The sequence below is a fragment of the Pontibacillus halophilus JSM 076056 = DSM 19796 genome, assembly GCF_000425205.1.
Taxonomy (GTDB): domain Bacteria; phylum Bacillota; class Bacilli; order Bacillales; family BH030062; genus Pontibacillus_A; species Pontibacillus_A halophilus.
This window is the reverse complement of sequence record NZ_AULI01000005.1, coordinates 108,789-128,035: the sequence shown is the minus strand read 5'-3', so window position 1 is coordinate 128,035 and position 19,247 is coordinate 108,789. Positions and strand designations below refer to the sequence as shown.

The window sequence follows — 19,247 nt, the reverse complement described above, 5'->3', positions numbered from 1 at the left end:
CTCTATCGACCATTAATTAGTTGTTTGGATTCCTCTAGTCGCACGGAAACAAGACGGGATACACCTGACTCTTGCATTGTAACCCCGTATAGCACGTCCGCTTCTTCCATCGTTCCTTTACGGTGTGTGATGACGATAAACTGAGTGTTTTCACTAAATTCTTTCAAGTATTTGGCGAACCTGGTTACGTTCGCCTCATCCAAGGCAGCTTCCACTTCATCAAGCACGCAGAACGGTACAGGTCTTACTCGCAAGATGGAGAACAACAGAGCAATGGCAGTCAACGCCCGCTCTCCACCAGATAGAAGACCTAAATTCTGAAGTTTCTTCCCTGGAGGCTGGGCAACAATTTCTATTCCCGTATTCAGTAAATCTTGAGGGTTTGTCAACTGAAGGTCTGCCTGTCCCCCTCCGAAGAGCTCCCGGAATACAAGTTGAAATTCGTCTTTGATTTGGAAGAACGTAGTCGAGAAACGACGCTCCATCTCCACATCCATCTCTGAGATGGTCTCTGTTAACGTTGATTTCGCATCTAGCAAATCTGTCTGTTGTTCAGTTAAGAAATTATGACGCTCTTCTATACGTTCGAACTCATCAATGGCTCCGATGTTTACAGTACCAAGTTCCTCGATCCCTTTACGAATCAGCTTAACACGCGTTCTGGTCGCTTCCAGGTCGGTCGTTTCCGGATACGTTTCTTTCGCTCTTTCGAAGGAAAGGTTGTAATCTGCACTCAACTGCTGCAAGCGATTATCAAGCTCTACATCATGACGAGTCGCCTGAACTTCTTTATCTTGAATGGACTGCGTAAGCGATGCATGATTGCGTTTGGCTTCTTTCAATTCTCGCTCTACGTCCGCTACGCGTTCTGAACGAGTAGCTCGGTCATCACGACGCGCTCGAATGAGACTGTTGTTCGTCTCTTTTTGCTTTCGTTTTTGGTCTACTTTCTCTTGAATGTCCGCTTCTGTTTCCCCACTTGTATTTAATTCATGGAGTGTGTCTAGTTCGTTCTGTTGTAGTTGTAAAGCGTCATTCACCGCTGCTAGTTGGTCAGTTAACGAGGCATACTTTTCATATTGATTTCGTATCGTCGTTTGTTCTTCTGCTTGCTTGACCTGGAGCTCTTGAATGGCTTGATTCAGCTCTTCTTGACTCGTACGCTTTGAAGTTTGCTGAACCGACAGCTCGTCAATGGTTGTTTGAATGGTCGATAGTTGTCCTTCTACCGCTTCAAGTTCTTGATGTAGCTCATTGTTTCGATTGATTAAATCCGCAATCTCTTTCTCATATTGCGCTTTGTCTTGGTCATATAAATGCAGATGATCGTTAATATTTTGTTGTTGAATTTCAATTTCCCTAAGGGCTGCCTTCTCAGATTGTTCTGAAGCACGACTATCTTGCAATTGTTCGTGTAGCTTTGTACTTTGTTGCTCTTTGTCTAGGATTTCAGCCTTCAGTTGTTTTACTTTAGTTTCAAACACAGTTGCTTTTTGTTCAAAGGTTGTTAGTTTCTCTGTTAGTTCCTTTAACTCTTTATCTCTAGTAAATAGAGATTGGTTCTGTTTCTTCTGGGCCCCACCAGTCATAGAACCACCAGGATTCACAACGTCACCCTCAAGCGTCACAAATCGGAAGCGACGCTGAACACTAGCCGCCATTTCGTTCGCAGCCTTCAATGACTTCGCAATAATCGTATTTCCAAGAAGGTGTTGCACTGCTTTACCAAATGTAGAATCTACATGAACAAGATCCGATGCCACGCCAACGAATCCTTCATGGTGTTCGATCAGATTACGTTTATCGTAAGGCACGGACTTCGGTTGAATGGTAGGAAGAGGAAGGAACGTAGCCCGGCCACTATTGTTCCGCTTCAACCAATTAATTGCTTCACGAGCACTTCCCTCATCCTTCGTTACCACATGCTGAGCTTGGGCTCCAAGGGCAGTTTCAATTGCCGTCATGTAGTCATTTGGAATATCGATGAGTTCTGCAACAGCTCCATGGATTCCGTGAAGTTGCTCTTGTTCACGGGCCTTTAAGACTTCTTTAACCCCTTGGAAGAATCCTGCGAAGTCTTCTTTCATCTCTTCAAGCATTTCTTTCTTAGAGCGTAGCTTTTGTACGTACTGATAACCTTCATAAAGCTTCGATTCTTGCTTCTCATACTCTTCTTTCTTCGAGCGTAGGTCCTTGTTCAAGGATTCAACTTCGTGTTCTAAGCGTTTACGCTCATCTTCCCGAGCTTTTAGGTCTTGTTGTTTTGCTTCCTTCTCATCTGTATACGTTTGTCGTTCAGTTAGATAGCCCTGAAATTTCTCCTGTAGACGAGCAAGCTTCTGCTTAAGTTGCTCAAGCTGTTGTTCAACAGATTGCTTTTCGTTCCGCTTCGCTGCTTGATTGTTTAATAATTCAATATACTCGCCTCTAAGCTCTTCTAATCGCTCTTCACTGTTGACATCTAATGCCAGAAGCTCGTTTCGCTTCTCCTCAAGATGTGTTGTGGTTTCTTCATGCTTATTCTTCCACTCCGTGAGTCGCGCCTCTTCTGTCTCTGATTGTTGCAAGAGGGATTTATGCTGGGCACGGAGGCGCTCTACTTCGTTCTCAAGCTTTGATTTATTCTCAGAATAGTGCTTGTGGCGTTCATTAAAGAGCTCTTTCTTCCCCTCAAGACTCTCTAATTCTTGTGTGAGTTGAAGGAGGGATTCTTGAAGGTCTTCAATCGATTCATCAAGCGTTTGCATTTCTGCTCGCTCTGACTCAATAAGAGCCTCTTTATTCTGAATAAACGTACTATACTCAACTTCTTTGTCTTTCTCCGTCTCGAGTTGCTTTAAGAGTGTATTCCATTCTTCATGAATGGACTGGATTTCAGATACAAGAAGGGAAACTTCATGCTTCTCCAGTTCATCCTTCTTCTCGAGATAATCTTTCGCCATCGCAGCTTGTTCCTTTAGTGGTTCAAGCTGATTGTCAATTTCATAGATAATATCTTCAACGCGATTTAGATTATCTTCAGTCTCTGTTAATTTTTGTTCGGCTTTTTTCTTTCGTTGTTTATATTTCAACACGCCAGCAGCCTCTTCAAAGATGACGCGACGTTCTTCAGCCTTAGAGCTTAAAATCTCTTCGACTTTCCCTTGTGAGATAATTGAGAAAGCCTCACGGCCAAGGCCAGAGTCAATAAATAATTCAACGATGTCCTTCAGTCTACAGGACTGCTTGTTGATGTAATACTCGCTATCGCCAGATCTGTAGACACGTCTTGTAATGTTCACTTCCCCATATTCGATAGGTAGGGTATGATCTTCATTATCTAATGTAAGCGAAACTTCCGCGAAGTTTAGCATTTTTCTCGTGTCACTTCCTGAGAAGATGACGTCTTCCATCTTCGCACCTCGAAGGGACTTAGCGGATTGTTCCCCTAGTACCCAACGGATTGCGTCGGTAATATTACTTTTACCGCTTCCATTCGGACCAACTACAGCGGTTACGCCAGGTACGAAGTCAACGGAAATTCGTTCAGCAAATGATTTAAATCCTATTGTATCTAATCGTTTGAGGAACATGTTTTTTTCCTCCTATGTACTTGTTTCTTAAGAAGTAGTGTTTTCAATTCAACTCATATATTTTATCATAAAGTAAGGTGTCATAGAAGCAAGCATTGATTGAGATGAGGAGTGGAATCATGAATTTAAGTGAAGCAACACAAGAAAATCTAGCGTTTGTCATTAACGGCCTGGCTGAAGACCTTCAAGTCGTGAATCGTTCCATTATGGACGCAGAGGATTATGACATCCGCTATTACGACCAAATTAAAGACCTATATGACATGGTTCAGATGAAAGGACAGCTAAGCGTGTCTGAAATTCAAGCTGTTGTAGGCGAATTGGGTAAATACCGTAAATCATAACGATGAAAAAGGGCAGCTCTACATGAGCTGCCCTTTCTCTATTATTCTTCCACTTCTTCTCCAGCCCACTGAACAAGCGCCTTCTTGGCCGCCTTTTGTTCAGCGTCCTTCTTCGTTCGACCAATCCCAATTCCACCTAGTTCATCTCCAATGTACACATGAGAAACAAACTCGCGGTTATGCGCTGGCCCTTTCTCTTCAACGATCCGATATTCAATATTTCCATTGCGAATGCGCTGTACCACTTCTTGCAATTGACTCTTATAATCCATCGCGTGGTTGAACGCACCTTTCTTAATCTTCGGATACACGTGCTCTTCTAAGAAAGCAATAACAGATTCAAAGCCTTGGTCTAAATAGAGCGCGCCAATAAAGGCTTCAAACACGTCTGCTAATAACGCCGGACGCTCACGACCACCTGTCATTTCTTCACCTTTCCCTAACAGAATCAAGTCACTAAATGATAAATCGTTAGCGAAACGAACAAGGGACACCTCACAGACCACTGATGCGCGGAACTTCGTCAACTCTCCCTCACTCATTTCAGGGTGTTTTCTGTATAGATATTGAGAGATGGCCAATTCTAACACAGCGTCTCCTAGAAATTCGAGACGTTCGTTGTCTTCAAAGTTTTTTTTGCGGTGTTCATTCACATACGAAGAGTGTGTAAAGGCTTGCTTTAACAGCGCTTCGTTATGAAACTGAACGCGGATATTATCTTGAAACATAGAGAAGTCCACTATTTTCATGCCACCTATCTCATTTAAAAATCACAGTTGGTTTCCAATACAGAGAAAGCCTCGCCGAAGCGAGACTTTCAACATCTATATTATTGTTGGCTGTTTATGTAGTTAACAGCATCTCCAACCGTGTTGATATTCTCTGCTTGCTCGTCAGAGATTTCCATGTCAAATTCATCTTCAAGTTCCATAACAAGTTCAACAACATCTAGGGAGTCAGCCTCTAGGTCATCTTTAAAAGAAGCTTCCATGGTAACTTTTGATTCATCTACATCAAGACGGTCTACGATGATATTTTTTACTCGATCAAATACGTCTGCCATTCTTGTTCACCTCCCTTCAAGTATTATAGAGGATATAATTTAAAAAAACTAGAGAATATCCGCAATTTTTAAACCTTTTCTCATATGGGAGAATGGCGCTACATAACCATTCCGCCATCCACGTGAAGGGTTTGTCCAGTCATGTAACTAGCGTCATCTGATGCTAGGAATCGAACAACTTTCGCAATATCTTCTCCATTGCCTAAGCGGTCAAGTGGAATCATTGACTTCATGCCATCACGTTGCTCTTCTGTAAGTGCATCCGTCATGTCCGTTTCAATAAATCCAGGAGCGACCGCGTTCACAAGGATGTTCTTAGAAGCAAGTTCTTTCGCAGTCGTCTTCGTAAGTCCAATTACGCCTGCCTTTGCAGCAACATAGTTCGCTTGACCTGCGTTTCCGCTCACACCCACAACAGAAGCAATGTTGATAATTCGGCCGCCTTTCGCTTTCATCATCGGACGAGCAACGGCTTTAGATGTTAAGAAGACACCTTTCAGATTCGTATCAATGACTTCATCAAAGTCTTCTTCCTTCATTCGCATAAGCAAGTTGTCGCGCGTGATGCCTGCGTTATTGACGAGAATATCGATTTGACCAAATGTGTCTACAACTTCTTTCATCATACGCTTTACATCTTCTTCTTGGGATACGTTCGCTTGAATCTTAACTGCTTCCCCACCATTATCAGTAATCGTATCAACTACCTCTTGCGCTTTCGCTTCGCTTCCTGCATAGTTGACAGCTACTTTCGCACCGCTTGCTGCGAGTTCAATCGCAATCGCACGACCAATACCGCGGGAAGCTCCAGTTACAAGTGCCGTTTTTCCTGCTAACTTCATGCTTCATCCTCCTTATACCAGTCGATAAATTGTTGTAAACTTTCCGGGTCCTGTATCGCAAATGTCTTCATACGACGATTCACTTTACGTACAAGTCCACTTAGCACTTTCCCGTTCCCTACTTCTACAAATGCCTCAATGCCTTCATCCATCATGTTCTGTAACGTTTCATGGAAACGAACAGGTGAATAAAGCTGTTGTACAAGCAGGCTTTCAAGGTCGCTACTTGATTGGACAGGTGCAGCAGTTACGTTTGCATATACAGGCACTTCTGCATCCTTTATAGAAGCTTGTTCTAACGCCTGTTCCAACTGTTCGCTTGCTGGCTTCATTAGGCTAGAATGGAAAGGTCCACTTACGTTCAGTTGCATCACGCGTTTAGCCCCTTGTTCTTTCAATTGTTCAGAGGCTTGTTGCACACCTTCTTGACTACCAGAAATAACGATTTGTCCAGGGCAGTTATAGTTCGCAACCTCAACGACAACCCCGTTATCTCTGACTTGTTGAAGAACCTCTTCAATTTGTTCCACCTCTAAACCTAATACAGCCGCCATCGCACCCTGGCCGTCCGGTACAGCTTGCTCCATAAGTCGTCCACGTGTCTGAACGAGCTGAAGTGCATCTTCTTGAGTGAGTGCACCCGCTGCAACAAGTGCAGAGTATTCGCCTAAGCTATGACCTGCAACCATTGCAGGTTTTACGCCAGCTTCATTCAATAACGAAGCAATGGCTGTACTTGTTAGCAACAAGGCAGGCTGTGTATGCTCTGTCTTCGTCAACGTTTCCTCTGGTCCTTCAAACATATACGTTGTTAACGGAGTATCTAACAGCGCGTCCGCTTTTTGAAACTGTGTTTGTATAGTTTCATTTTCGTCGAAGAATGGTTTTCCCATACCAACGGATTGACTGCCTTGTCCGGGAAATATGAAGGCTACTTTCTTCATTCGTTCTCCTCCTCCAAATTCAAATCACTAATTTTATTCCGAATGGTTGAAATTACATCGTTCTCAACAATGTGAACCGTTTGTTTAATGGCATTATAAACAGCTCGGCTATTTGAAGAGCCATGCGCTTTAATGACAGGAGCATCTAATCCAAATAAGCCAGCTCCGCCATATTCCGAGTAATCAAGCTGATCACGAAGTCCACGTAACTCATTCTTTACAAGTCCCGCTGCAAGCTTCGTTTTAACGTTCTGAGTAAATGTCTCTTTCATCATCTGGAACATCCCCATTGCTGTACCCTCGATTGTCTTCAAGGTCATGTTCCCAGTAAATCCATCTGTCACAACGACATCTGCTACTCCATTCAATAGATCACGGGATTCTACATTTCCTACAAAGTTTATCGGAGCATCCTTAAGCAATTCGTATGCCTTCTTTGTAAGCTCATTGCCTTTTCCATTCTCTGTTCCAATGTTTAATAGACCTACACGAGGCTCGGCTATGCCACGAACTTTCTCTGTGTAAATAGCTCCCATTACTGCATATTGAACAAGGTGGTTAGGCTTCGCATCCACATTGGCACCTACGTCCAAGAAGAGAAAACCTTTCCCATCGATTGTCGGAAGCGTTGGGCTTAGTGCTGGACGGTCAATCCCTTTAATACGGCCAACACCAAACAGTCCTGCACTCATGAGCGCGCCCGTATTTCCAGCAGAAATACATGCATCAGCTCGCCCCTCTTTCACTTCTTTCGTCATAAGGACCATAGACGCTTGTTTCTTTCTTCGAACAGCTCGAACGGGCTCATCTTCACTTGTGACGGCTTCATTCGTATGTATAAGTTCAATCCGGTCTGTATCGGTTAAATAGGGTTTTATTCTTTCTTCGTCCCCAATTAGTGTGATGGACAGATCAGAAATGGATTGAACGGCTTTTATTGCACCCTCGACAATCTCCTTAGGTGCATGGTCTCCACCCATTGCATCAATCGCAATTCTCATTTCTTTTCGTCCTCCCCTTGTTCATCTTGAGATCGATACATGACAAACTCCCCACTAAAGACGAGTTCGCCCTGAACGGTACTCGATACTTGGACAATGGTACGCCCTCGTTCATCATTTCCTTTAACGGTAGCCTTCGCTACTACTCGCTCCCCTTCAATTACTTGTCGGGTAAAACGAATCTCTGATTTAGACGTTAAGGCAAGTTCATCATCAATTACAGCTACTGCAAGTGAATTAGCTTGCGCAAACAGATGATGTCCACGCGCAATTCGATTTCGTGAGAAGACGTGCTCTTCTTTAATTTCAAGTATGGAAATAGCTCGGTCGTCCAATTCTAAGTCAATGACTTCCCCAATAACTTCGTCAATGGGCAGGGCGCGGACCGTTTCATTCCATTGATCCGTAGCCACAGACCTAATCCGTTTTCGCAATTCTGGAATGGAGAGTTCCATTCGGTCGAGGCGAATGGTTTGAATACTCACCCCAAACTTAGATGCGAGCTCTTCATCTGTCACAAACGGGCTTTGTTCAATTGAATCTTTCAGGATTTGTTGCCTTTCTTTCTTATTCCGCTTCATCGACGACACCATCCGTTTTATGACTAGGTACTAAAAGCAGTATATAATACCAAGCTATTGCGTGCAACCCTCGTCCATTATCAGTCGAGAATTTGGCCTTTTAAATACGCATCCTGCTTCAACACATCACGTAGCGCCTTAAATTCTGGATTATTTTCAAGCTCATTGGATTGTATTAATTCGCTCGCATCTTGGCGAGCCGTCTCAAGAGCCCGATAATCATGGACCATGTCCCCTACTTTAAATTCAGGCATCCCACTTTGTTTTCTTCCAAAGAAATCGCCAGGTCCCCTTAATTTCAAATCCTGTTCAGAGAGCTCAAAGCCATTGGAGGTTTCGGTCATAATTCGCATCCGCTCTTTCCCCACATCATTTTTCGGGTCGGCAAGAAGAATGCAGTAACTTTGGTGGCTGCCACGACCGACACGACCGCGCAACTGGTGAAGCTGCGACAAACCGAACCGCTCAGCATCATAAATCAACATGATTGTTGCATTCGGAACGTTCACCCCAACTTCTACAACGGTTGTAGAGACAAGAATTTGAACTTCATTGCTCGAGAATCGCTTCATCACATCTTCTTTCTCATCAGTCGACAATCTCCCGTGCATCAATCCTACTTCTTCGCTGAAGTACTCATTTAATTGCGCATGTAAATCAACTACGTTTTGGATATCTAGCTTTTCTGATTCTTCTATGAGCGGACTAATGACATAGGCTTGGTGACCGAGGTCAAGTTCACGCTTTATAAAGCCCAGTACTCGGTCGAGCATTTGTTCTTTGACCCAGTAGGTTTCTACTTCCTTTCGTCCTGCAGGTAACTCATCAATTAATGAAACGTCCATATCCCCAAAGGCCGTAATGGCAAGAGTTCTTGGTATAGGTGTTGCTGTCATAAATAAGACATCCGGGTCAAGCCCTTTATCCCGAAGCGTACGACGTTGGTTCACTCCAAACCGGTGTTGCTCATCTACTATGACTAATCCAAGTGAATGGAAGAGCACCTCATCTTGAATCAAGGCGTGTGTACCGACAATAATTGTAGCTTCTCCGCTTTCAATTAAAGATAGAATCTCACGACGACGCTTTCCTTTAACAGATCCTGTTAAGAGCACGACGTGTGCACGGTCTTTGAACAATTTCACCAACGATTCATAATGTTGCTCTGCCAATATTTCAGTCGGCACCATCAGCGCACCTTGTTTCCCTGCTGTTACAGATGCATACAAGGCAATTGCGGCAACGGCTGTCTTCCCAGAACCAACATCTCCTTGTAGCAACCGATTCATCCGGTATGGCGATGACATATCCTTCATAATTTCTGACAGTGAACGCTTTTGTGCGCCCGTTAACTCGAATGGAAGCGCATGAACGAATGATTTGACGGCCTTTGAATCATATTTGACCGCATTTCCTTTCGTTGCTTCACGGTGTTGCTTTCTTATGAGCTGCATCTTAAGCTGAAATACGAAGAATTCTTCATAAATAAATCGTCTTCTAGCATGCTTTAACAAGGTATGATTCTCTGGAAAGTGCATCTGATGTAACGCATCTTTCCTAGAAGGAAGCTTATAGCTATGCAAATAGCGCTCTGGCAATAACTCCTCCACCTCGTCAGAAAACTCCTGCAACGCTTCTTTCATCGTCTTCCTGAGCCGCGCCAATTGTACATTCCCTCTTAAGTAGTAAACTGGTTGAATGGGGGTATCTGATTTCGCCTTCCCCTTCTTAAACTGACTAACGGTAATTTGGAGCCTCCGTTGGTCCCACTTTCCTGTAACGGTTACAGTATCCCCAGCCTGTAGTTGTTTCTTGACGAATGCTCGGTTAAACATGACAGCCTTTACCGCGTAGTGCTCGACCTGTAACGTTACCGTTAATTTCGACTTCTTTTTCCCATAAAAGGTGAGGGTCGGTTCACCAATAACCTGACCCTCAATCGTAGCTTTCTCATCATGTAGAAGCTCTGCTAGCGGCTTGACTTCAAACTCATCGTAACGAAACGGAAAATAGAATAATAAATCCTCTACCGTATGAATCCCCATGGGGGCCAATTCTTCTGCGAATTTATCTCCTACCCCTTTTACTTCTGTGACGGATTGTTGTATCAATAGCTTTCACTCACTTTGTTAAGTTAATTCCGTAGATCTTCGCTTCTAATTCGCGACCGGTTGGTGTAGCAGCTAGTCCTCCTTGAGCAGTCTCTCGTAGCGCTACTGGCATCGTTTGCCCAATTCGATACATCGCATCAATGACTTCATCACATGGAATTCGGCTCGTCACACCTGCAAGTGCCATATCAGCAGCTACAACAGCATTGGACGCTCCCATCGCATTACGCTTCACACAAGGAACCTCAACCAACCCCGCAACTGGGTCACATACAAGTCCAAGCATATTCTTAAGTGTAATCGCCATCGCCTCAGCCGACTGACTCGGAGTACCGCCTGCCATTTCAACAATGGCAGCCGCGGCCATTCCTGCAGCCGAACCTACTTCTGCTTGGCATCCTCCTTCTGCACCAGATATTGAAGCGTTGTTCGCCACAACAAATCCAAATGCTCCAGAAGTAAACAAATAACGAACCATTTGTTCACGAGTTGGGTTTAATTTGTTTTTCACCGCAAAGAGTGTTCCTGGTACACACCCGGCACTCCCAGCCGTCGGAGTCGCACAGATTGTTCCCATAGCAGCGTTCACTTCGTTCGTCGCTACCGCCTTACTTACGGCATCCATTACAATTTGTCCTGATAGAGGTTCATGATTTTGCATATATTGTTGGATTAGAACAGCATCACCGCCAGTTAATCCAGATACAGATTGGACACCTTGTAGACCTTTCTCGACTGCCTCTTCCATAACCGTTAAGTTTCTCTCCATTTGATTGTAAATCTCTTCACGACTTCGTTCTTTCACTTCCATCTCTTGACGAATCATGGCTTCTGAAATTTGAATTCCTTCTGTCTCACATAGTTCTACTAATTCTGCAACGTTCTTAAACATCGTAGTCCTCCTTTATAATTGTAAGCGCTAACACCCGTTTAGTTACTCAACGACTCGAGCGACTTGTAAGATATGATTCTGTTCTTCTAGTTCTGTAAGAAGTGCATCAGGGATGTTCTGGTCAACTTCAATGACCATCAACGCCTCTTTCCCCACTTCTTTACGTGATACTTCCATATGTCCAATGTTGATTTCATGCTTCGCCAATACTTGTGTTATCGACGCAATCGCACCAAATCGGTCATTGTGCATAACAAGAATAGCAGGATGGCTACCTGATAAGCGAAGCTCAAACCCATTTAACTCTGTAATTTCAGCTTTTCCTCCACCAATTGAAATTCCGACAAGTTCAAGGTCTCCTTGGTCATCGCCTAATCGAATTCTTGCTGTATTCGGATGATCAGCATGGGCATCTTCTTCTGTAATCGTCACACGAATCCCCTTTTCTTTCGCCGTCTCAAGGGATGTGGATATCCGTGTATCATATGTATCATAGTCGAGCACACCGCCAACTAATGCCACATCAGTCCCATGCCCTTTGTATGTCTTTGCGAAAGAACCATAAAGCGAGATCGCCACCGTTTTCGGCTCACGACCAAATAAGGTGCGGGCAACTCTTCCAATCCTTGCAGCCCCAGCTGTATGGGAGCTTGACGGCCCAATCATTACTGGACCAATAATATCGAAAACAGACTTAAACTTCATCTGCACAACCTCCTCAATTAAAAGGTAAAACGAATTCCACTCTACATTATATCAAAAAAACACAGCTAAGCCGACCTTCTAAAGACTTGCACCGCCTAACTTTCCCTTCTATAATTATTACTTGTGGATTATGCGCGGACATAATCGGGTGGGAGAGGGCTATTACACAAGAAGGATTTTCATCATGAATCAAAACAAAACCAATTGGAAGACGGAAATCATGGCTGGAGTGATTGGCTATTTTACGACGGTGTATATCATTGCTGTTAATAGCTCCATCCTTCACGATGCAGGTCTTCCGATGCAAGCCGGGATCATGGCAACCATCCTCGCTAGTTTCGTTGGGTGTTTACTAATCGGATTTTGGGCAAACGCCCCGATGATTCTAATTCCAGGAATGGGCGTCAACGTCTTGTTCTCTTACGCGATTGTACAAGGGACTTCTTTGACGTATGCAGAAGGACTCGGGGTCATTCTCGTATCTTCCATACTGTTTCTTGCCATCGCCTTTACAAAGCTTGGTGGCTGGCTCCAAGCAAGCATTCCAGATTCTTTGAAACACGCAATCACGGTTGGTCTTGGTCTTTTCCTAACGTTTATAGGAATTGAGAAGGGCGCACTCATCCAACGAGGTGAACATTCCCTTATCGAAATCGGGTCTTTCAGCTCACCTGAAGTGCTCGTCACGTTAATGACGTTGGCTGTCGGGATCTATTTGTTCACAAAGAACGTACCTGGTAATTTCTTAATTACGATTCTAGTCGGAACAGGCTTAGCTTTCTTATTCGGTGTACAGAATACGAGCCAAGGTACAGCTTTCTCATCAGATCAGGCCTTATGGATGATTCCATCTCTAGGCGCATTTAATGAGATTGCATTCTGGACAAGTGTATTCCCACTCACAGTCGTGCTTGTCTTTGAGAACATGGGGTTGATTAACGGACAGCTATCCATGTTGAATGCACCGCATAAATTTAAGCGCTCCTTTCAATCAACTGCGTTCTCAAGCTTAACGTGCGCGTTCTTCGGGACGTCACCTACCGTTTCATCTGCGGAAAGCGCTGCAGCCATTGCTTCAAATGGTCGTACGAAAACGACCTCCATTACAGTTGGTGTCTTATTCTTAGCGACCATTGCCTTGATTCCATTCATTTCGATGATTCCATCTATGGCCATCAGCCCGATCTTAATTATAGTGGGATCGTTAATGGTTCAGAACATTAAACACATCGACTTTCAAGATGTATCAGAAATGATTCCAGCATTTTTGATTATTACCATGATTCCATTCACGTACAGCATTGCTGATGGCATGGCGTTTGGCTTTATTGCGTATCCAATCGCCAAACTAGCCGTTCGGCGACAACAAGAAGTAAATGCAACGCTTCTCATCATTGCGATTTTATTTGTGATTCAGTTTGTCTTACAAGGCATCCAAACATAAAAAAAGTGCGTAACCATAACTGGTTACGCACTTTTTCTTATTCAACGGAGAAAATAAAGGAATAAATCGGTTGATTCCCTTTATGAATTTCAACTTCCATATCCTCAAAGCGCTCTTCAATAAACGCTTCAATCGTTTCCACTTCTTCACTCGTTGCTTCTTCACCCTGGATGATTGTGATGATTTCATCTTCATCCTCATCAATCATATCGAGCAGCAACTGCTTTGTTGTTTGTAGTTTATCTTGGTTGGAAGAACTAATCTTCCCATCGATAATACCCATGAAATGGCCTTTTTCAATGTCTACACCTTCGATTTGAGTATCTCGCACGGCATAGGTGATTTGACCTGTCTTCACTTGCTGAGCAGCTTCCTTCATTGCTTTCTCATTCTCTTCAAGAGATTGGTCTGGCAAGAAGGCAAGAAGAGCACTCATTCCTTGAGGTACTGTCTTCGTTGGCACAACAACAACTTGTTCTTCAGCAAGTTCTGCTGCTTGCTCTGCTGCCATGACAATGTTCTTATTGTTTGGAAGCACAATCACGTTTTTAGCATTTGCTTGTTGAATTGCATTTGCGATATCTTGGGTACTTGGGTTCATCGTCTGGCCGCCTTCAATGACAACAGATGCTCCAAGGCTTTCTAGCATTTCTTTAATGCCAGTTCCCATAGCTACCGACACAATACCAAATTCTTCTTTAGGCTTTTCTTGCTTCGATTCACTAGACTTCTGGTCCCCTACAATGGATGTATGCTGTTCGCGCATGTTCTCAATCTTCATGTTAATGAGACTGCCGTATGACTGGGCCATATTCAATGCTTCACCAGGTTGTTCTGTGTGAACGTGAACCTTAACAAGGTCTTCGTCTGAGACAACAAGAAGAGAATCTCCTCGTTCAGATAACGCTTGGCGGAATGCCTCTTCATCATAAGGTGTTTCCTTCAACTTGTCCTCTTCAAACTTCACCATGAATTCCGTGCAGTATCCATAGACGATGTCATCTGTATCCATGAAGTCCTGAGCAAGCTTATGGTGCTCAGCATTCACCATCTCGTCCATAGAATTATTTAAGTCACCAGAATGAGCAGGTAATTCTTCCCCTTTTAAGTTCGCAAGGAAACCTTCATAAATGGTAACTAGTCCTTGACCACCACTATCTACGACTCCTACTTCCTTTAAGACTGGAAGCAATTCAGGAGTTCGCTTAAGAGAAGCTTTAGCCTCTTTCAATACAGCTTCAAGAAATTCAATATGGTCTTCATGTTCTTGAGCTAAAGACTCTGCAGCTTGAGCAGATTCTTTAGCAACCGTCAAGATTGTTCCTTCTACAGGCTTCATGACTGCTTTATAAGCCGTTTTTACACCTGATTGCAAAGCTTCAGCAAATTCAGCTGTCGTAATCGTTTCCTTATCTTCAACAGCTTTCGAGAAGCCTCGGAATAATTGAGATAGAATCACACCAGAGTTCCCTCTAGCACCCATTAGGAGGCCTTTAGCCAGACTCTTTCCTACTTCTCCTACATGGTTTGTTACAACATTTCTTACTTCATTCGCGCCACTTGTCATGGACAAGTTCATATTAGTTCCTGTATCACCGTCTGGTACAGGGAATACGTTAAGAGCGTCGATCATTTTTGCGTTGTTGGTTAAATGGTTCGCACCCGTGAGAACCATTTGCGCAAACGTTGCTCCATCTAACGTTCGTATCGTCACTCCATTTTCCTCCTTCACTGCACTAACCTATACTTAGTCATTTGCTACTTGTACACCATGAATGTATACATTTACAGAATCAACAGACAATCCAACCGTTTTATCTAATGTATATTTGACTTGAGACTGAACATTATGAGCTACTTCTGAGATCTTCGTTCCGTAGCTGACAATGATGTACATGTCAATGTGTACTTGTCCGTCTTCTTGACGAACGACAACTCCTTTAGAGAAGTTCTCCTTACGTAGAATATCGGCAAGTCCGTCTTTAATTTGATTTTTCGATGCCATGCCTACAATGCCATAGCATTCGACTGCTGCACCACCGGCAACTGTTGAAATGACTTCGTTCGTAATTGTGACATGACCATAATTGGTGTTTAAATCAATGGACATATATAGATCCTCCTTCGTTCATATGCAAACTTAAGGTTATTTTACTATATGCCGTATTATTTTGAAAGGATTGCCTCAACGTGTTAAAAAACCCCTTTATACAATGGACGAAATCTGAATGTCTGTCAAGTTACTTTTCTTGATATATTTCCTTAACCCTCTTGATATCAGGCATTGGATATGATAAATTGAATAAGTATTTGAAGCTATACATGAGCTATCATAGCATTAGGAGGGATAGATATGGCTCGTAAATGTGCAGTAACAGGTCGTAAAACGACTTCTGGTAACACTCGTTCACACGCAATGAATGCTAATAAACGTAACTGGAAATCTAACGTTCAAAAAGTACGTATCATGGTTGATGGCAAACCTAAAAAAGTTTACGTTTCAGCACGTGCACTTAAATCCGGTAAAGTAGAACGCGTATAATTCTACTTTTATCAAAAGAGGCATTCCCATTAAGGGAATGCCTTTTTTGTACAGTTAAACTTCTTTACAGGTGTTATTGCTTCTTGAATGAGCCAATGAGTACTCGTACGAAACCGCCAAGAAAGCGCGGGAGTTTGATAGTATAGAATTTCAAATGGTCCCCCTCCTCTGAATGACAAATGTAATCATTCCCATCCTTATCCTATGAAACTAATGAAAGAAGAATTACTCTATAATGTCTCGACTCTTTATTACCAATAGTATGCCTTCCTCAAATGAAAAAGTACCCTTTTCTCTATGCAGCTTATTGGAGATGCACAGTGTAGACCCCCATGGTACATTTGCATTCACTAAAGGATAATAAAAGCCATCCAGTGTCAGTTGCTTTACTTCTGATGTAAACGGTACGAATGATACATTTGGGAATCGGTCATCTTGAGTCACTTCATGTACGCCTGGCTCTTTTAGTTCCACCCAATTCCCCTCATCAATGACAACTCCCCGAATTCCTTTTTGTTGCAGCGGGTAAAGCAATTGCAAGTTGATTAATGCATGATCTAACCTGCCCCCTGTTACCCCGAAGAAATAAATCGTTGTCGGATTTTGTTCCAGAGCATGCTCAAGTGCTAGCTCGAGGTCCGTCTCATCTTTCTCCACCTCGTATGCTTTACATTGTTTAGACTTTTCTTGAATGATTCGAAATTCACTCTCTGACACGGAATCAAAATCCCCAACGGAGTAATCAGGAATTATCTTCTGCTCAAGTAACATCTTAGCGCCATAATCCGCTCCAATCCAGTACATCTCTTCATCATAAAAATTCGTTAAGGTTGGGACATATTTTCGAGGTCCCCCTCCTACGATTGCTACGTGCTTCACGTAAACGGCCTCCTTTTATCGTTACTAGTTCTATACGTTCAACCTTCATCTAGGTTAATAAAATTTTAAGAAAACGTTTTATCAAAGAGTCATTTGGGAACTTTTTACTATGTAAGTTCGGAAATACTTGTTTAGGAGAAGATGATTTCCTCATTATACCGCATCTTCCTCTTATTCAACAGACAGGATTTACTACATCGTACAGGGGGGAACATAGATGAATCATCCGAAAGCTTATGCGACGATGATTGCCATAGTAGCGGCAATTGGAGGTATTTTATACGGCTATGACACGGCTGTCATCAATGGTTCAGTTGGATTTGTTGAATCTTATTTCAATCTAGGAGCTTCTGCTGTTGGCTGGGCGGTTTCTAGTGCATTGGTTGGGAGTTTAATCGGTGCAAGTACTGCAGGGAAACTAGCAGACCGACTAGGGCGAAAGAAAACACTATTGATTGCTGCCACTTTATTTGGATTATCAGCTATTTTCTCTGCCATACCGCCAAACTTCACGGTCTTCTTTATGGCACGGATTGTCGGCGGAATTGGAATGGGGATTGCTTCCATCGTAACGCCGATGTACATCTCAGAAATCGCACCAAATTCTATGAGAGGTCTGCTTGGAAGCTTCTATCAGGTGGCTGTTACCTTTGGAATTCTAACGATTTACTTCGTAAACTATGAAATCGTTTCCGTAGGAAGTGAGGCATGGAATGTAAACAATGGGTGGAGATATATGTTCGCATCAGAACTTATTCCTGCGTTACTCTTCTTCTTATTGTTATGGGGCATACCGGAAAGCCCACGGTGGCTCGCGATGCAAAATAATCGCGAAAAGACGCTATCGGTATTACAACGTTTCTTTCACAAGAAGGAAGACGCAGAACATCAGTTGCGTGATATTGAGAAAGGGTTAGAAGAAGAAGAGGGTAAATCTGGCCAAGGGATCCTTAGTAAGAAGTGGCGACTTCCTCTCTTTGTTGGGATTGGCTTAGCGTTTTTACAACAAGTAAGTGGCATTAACGTCATTATGTATTATGCAACAGAGTTTCTTGGTGACTTCAATATTGGTACAGGAGAAAATTCCAGCTACCTTCAGAGTGTTTATATTGGTCTCGTAAACTTTCTTGCTACATTTATCGCGACGGCCACCCTTGATAAATTTGGTCGCAAAACTCTGTTGATTATTGGATCAACAGGGATGGCGCTTTCCATGACAATCGTTGGGATTATGATTTATATGCAAGCTGTTACTTACACCCTCATGGTGTTTATCTTCTTATACATTATTTGCTTTGCTTTCTCTTGGGGCCCGATTGCATGGGTGTTACTATCTGAAATCTTCCCAAATCGTATCCGCGGGAAAGTAATGAGTATTAGCGTATTTGTACTTTGGTCTTCAAATATTCTTGTTTCTCAGACATTCCCAATGATGAATCAAAATGGTTTCTTACAATCCACCTTTAATGGGGCGTTTCCGTTCTTGGTGTATGGTGTGTTCTGTCTCTTATGCATTCCATTTTCAATTAAGTTTGTTCCAGAAACGAAAGGCCGTTCACTTGAAGATATTGAACGGATGTGGAACGAACGAACAGGCTATGAATCCGAACAGGATATAAAAGCATAAACCATAAAAAAAGGTTAGAGTATTATACTCTAACCTTTTTTCGTTCCATTATGCATCGTTACGAATGGCTTCCATTGCTTCTTTACGGTCTGATGCGTTAAATACGGCGCTACCTGCTACAAGAACGTCAGCTCCATGTTCTTTACATAGCTTTGCTGTGCCTGGTTTCACACCACCGTCGATTTCGATTTCATAAGACAAATCGTGCTCTTTACGCCAGTTGTCTAAAGTCGAAATCTTTGGGACAACAGAGTGTATGAATGACTGCCCTCCAAAACCAGGATTGACGGTCATAAGTAGAATAAGGTCTACATCTTCAAGAATAGGACGCAATACGTCTACAGGCGTGGCTGGGTTGATGACTACCCCCGCCTTTGCGCCAGTCTGTTTGATGAGTTGGATCGTACGGTGTAAGTGAGGGCATGCCTCTTGGTGAACCGTGATGATGTCCGCTCCAGCCTCTTTGAACTGAGGAATGTACTGATCTGGATTCTCAATCATTAAATGAACATCGAGAGGTAGTTCAGTATGCGGACGAATTGCTTCTACAATTAGTGGGCCAATTGTAATATTTGGAACGAAATGTCCATCCATGACATCGACATGAATGTAATCCGCCCCACCCTTCTCTACATCTTTAATCTCTTCCCCAAGTTTAGCGAAATCAGCGGAAAGAATGGATGGCGCAATTTTCACCATA

Annotated in this window: 19 protein-coding genes; 4 read left to right on the top strand and 15 right to left on the bottom strand. The window is 43.1% G+C overall.

What is annotated here, in order from left to right:
* Positions 1-2: 2 nt before the first annotated feature.
* The gene (gene smc / locus H513_RS0105025; RefSeq protein WP_026799746.1) at positions 3-3,572 is read right to left on the bottom strand and encodes a chromosome segregation protein SMC; all 3,570 of its coding nucleotides are present in this window, start codon (positions 3,570-3,572) and stop codon (positions 3-5) included.
* 119 nt (positions 3,573-3,691) lie between these two features.
* On the opposite strand from smc, the gene H513_RS0105020 reads away from it, so the two are divergent.
* A complete protein-coding gene (locus H513_RS0105020; protein WP_026799745.1) occupies positions 3,692-3,916 on the top strand; it encodes a DUF1128 domain-containing protein in 225 nt (74 codons plus the stop codon).
* Positions 3,917-3,957: 41 nt separating this feature from the next.
* On the opposite strand, the gene rnc is transcribed toward H513_RS0105020, so the two are convergent.
* The 9 genes from rnc to sdaAB form a co-directional block, all read right to left on the bottom strand.
* Entirely contained in the window at positions 3,958-4,665 is a 708-nt protein-coding gene (gene rnc, locus H513_RS0105015; RefSeq protein WP_051239686.1) for a ribonuclease III, read from the bottom strand.
* 80 nt (positions 4,666-4,745) lie between these two features.
* Positions 4,746-4,979: an acyl carrier protein gene (locus H513_RS0105010; protein ID WP_026799743.1), complete on the bottom strand. Its 234-nt coding sequence runs from the start codon at positions 4,977-4,979 to the stop codon at positions 4,746-4,748.
* Between the two features lie 98 nt (positions 4,980-5,077).
* Positions 5,078-5,821 carry a 3-oxoacyl-[acyl-carrier-protein] reductase gene (gene fabG / locus H513_RS0105005; protein ID WP_026799742.1) on the bottom strand — a complete coding sequence of 248 codons (744 nt, stop codon included), beginning with the start codon at positions 5,819-5,821 and terminating at the stop codon, positions 5,078-5,080.
* Positions 5,818-6,765 (bottom strand): ACP S-malonyltransferase, encoded by a 948-nt coding sequence (gene fabD, locus H513_RS0105000; RefSeq protein WP_026799741.1) that lies wholly within the window; start codon positions 6,763-6,765, stop codon positions 5,818-5,820. The genes fabG and fabD overlap by 4 nt, the downstream gene beginning before the upstream one ends.
* Entirely contained in the window at positions 6,762-7,766 is a 1,005-nt protein-coding gene (gene plsX, locus H513_RS0104995; RefSeq protein WP_026799740.1) for a phosphate acyltransferase PlsX, read from the bottom strand. Before plsX ends, fabD begins: the two co-directional genes overlap by 4 nt.
* Positions 7,763-8,347 carry a transcription factor FapR gene (gene fapR, locus H513_RS0104990; RefSeq protein WP_026799739.1) on the bottom strand — a complete coding sequence of 195 codons (585 nt, stop codon included), beginning with the start codon at positions 8,345-8,347 and terminating at the stop codon, positions 7,763-7,765. Before fapR ends, plsX begins: the two co-directional genes overlap by 4 nt.
* 80 nt (positions 8,348-8,427) lie before the next feature.
* Positions 8,428-10,458 (bottom strand): ATP-dependent DNA helicase RecG, encoded by a 2,031-nt coding sequence (gene recG / locus H513_RS0104985; RefSeq protein WP_026799738.1) that lies wholly within the window; start codon positions 10,456-10,458, stop codon positions 8,428-8,430.
* A gap of 10 nt (positions 10,459-10,468) precedes the next feature.
* Positions 10,469-11,350 (bottom strand): L-serine ammonia-lyase, iron-sulfur-dependent, subunit alpha, encoded by an 882-nt coding sequence (gene sdaAA / locus H513_RS0104980; protein ID WP_026799737.1) that lies wholly within the window; start codon positions 11,348-11,350, stop codon positions 10,469-10,471.
* A gap of 42 nt (positions 11,351-11,392) precedes the next feature.
* Positions 11,393-12,055, bottom strand: coding sequence for an L-serine ammonia-lyase, iron-sulfur-dependent subunit beta (gene sdaAB / locus H513_RS0104975; RefSeq protein ID WP_026799736.1), 663 nt, complete (start codon positions 12,053-12,055; stop codon positions 11,393-11,395).
* A 184-nt stretch (positions 12,056-12,239) separates the two neighbouring features.
* Here sdaAB and H513_RS0104970 point away from each other — a divergent pair, with 184 nt between their 5' ends.
* A complete protein-coding gene (locus H513_RS0104970; protein WP_026799735.1) occupies positions 12,240-13,499 on the top strand; it encodes an NCS2 family permease in 1,260 nt (419 codons plus the stop codon).
* A 37-nt stretch (positions 13,500-13,536) separates the two neighbouring features.
* Here the strand turns inward: H513_RS0104970 and H513_RS0104965 are convergent, their stop codons facing one another.
* Positions 13,537-15,213 (bottom strand): DAK2 domain-containing protein, encoded by a 1,677-nt coding sequence (locus tag H513_RS0104965; protein ID WP_026799734.1) that lies wholly within the window; start codon positions 15,211-15,213, stop codon positions 13,537-13,539.
* Positions 15,214-15,246: 33 nt separating this feature from the next.
* Positions 15,247-15,609, bottom strand: a complete 363-nt coding sequence (locus tag H513_RS0104960; RefSeq protein ID WP_026799733.1) for an Asp23/Gls24 family envelope stress response protein — start codon at positions 15,607-15,609, stop codon at positions 15,247-15,249.
* Between the two features lie 243 nt (positions 15,610-15,852).
* Here H513_RS0104960 and rpmB point away from each other — a divergent pair, with 243 nt between their 5' ends.
* A complete protein-coding gene (gene rpmB, locus H513_RS0104955; RefSeq protein ID WP_026799732.1) occupies positions 15,853-16,041 on the top strand; it encodes a 50S ribosomal protein L28 in 189 nt (62 codons plus the stop codon).
* Positions 16,042-16,114: 73 nt separating this feature from the next.
* On the opposite strand, the gene spoVM is transcribed toward rpmB, so the two are convergent.
* Entirely contained in the window at positions 16,115-16,195 is an 81-nt protein-coding gene (gene spoVM / locus H513_RS19620; protein WP_036769295.1) for a stage V sporulation protein SpoVM, read from the bottom strand.
* Positions 16,196-16,266: 71 nt separating this feature from the next.
* Positions 16,267-16,920 carry a thiamine diphosphokinase gene (locus H513_RS0104945; protein ID WP_026799731.1) on the bottom strand — a complete coding sequence of 218 codons (654 nt, stop codon included), beginning with the start codon at positions 16,918-16,920 and terminating at the stop codon, positions 16,267-16,269.
* Positions 16,921-17,137: 217 nt separating this feature from the next.
* Between H513_RS0104945 and H513_RS0104940 the strand changes: the two genes are divergently transcribed.
* A complete protein-coding gene (locus H513_RS0104940; RefSeq protein ID WP_026799730.1) occupies positions 17,138-18,547 on the top strand; it encodes a sugar porter family MFS transporter in 1,410 nt (469 codons plus the stop codon).
* A gap of 48 nt (positions 18,548-18,595) precedes the next feature.
* On the opposite strand, the gene rpe is transcribed toward H513_RS0104940, so the two are convergent.
* Positions 18,596-19,246: a ribulose-phosphate 3-epimerase gene (gene rpe, locus H513_RS0104935; RefSeq protein ID WP_026799729.1), complete on the bottom strand. Its 651-nt coding sequence runs from the start codon at positions 19,244-19,246 to the stop codon at positions 18,596-18,598.
* Position 19,247: the final 1 nt, after the last annotated feature.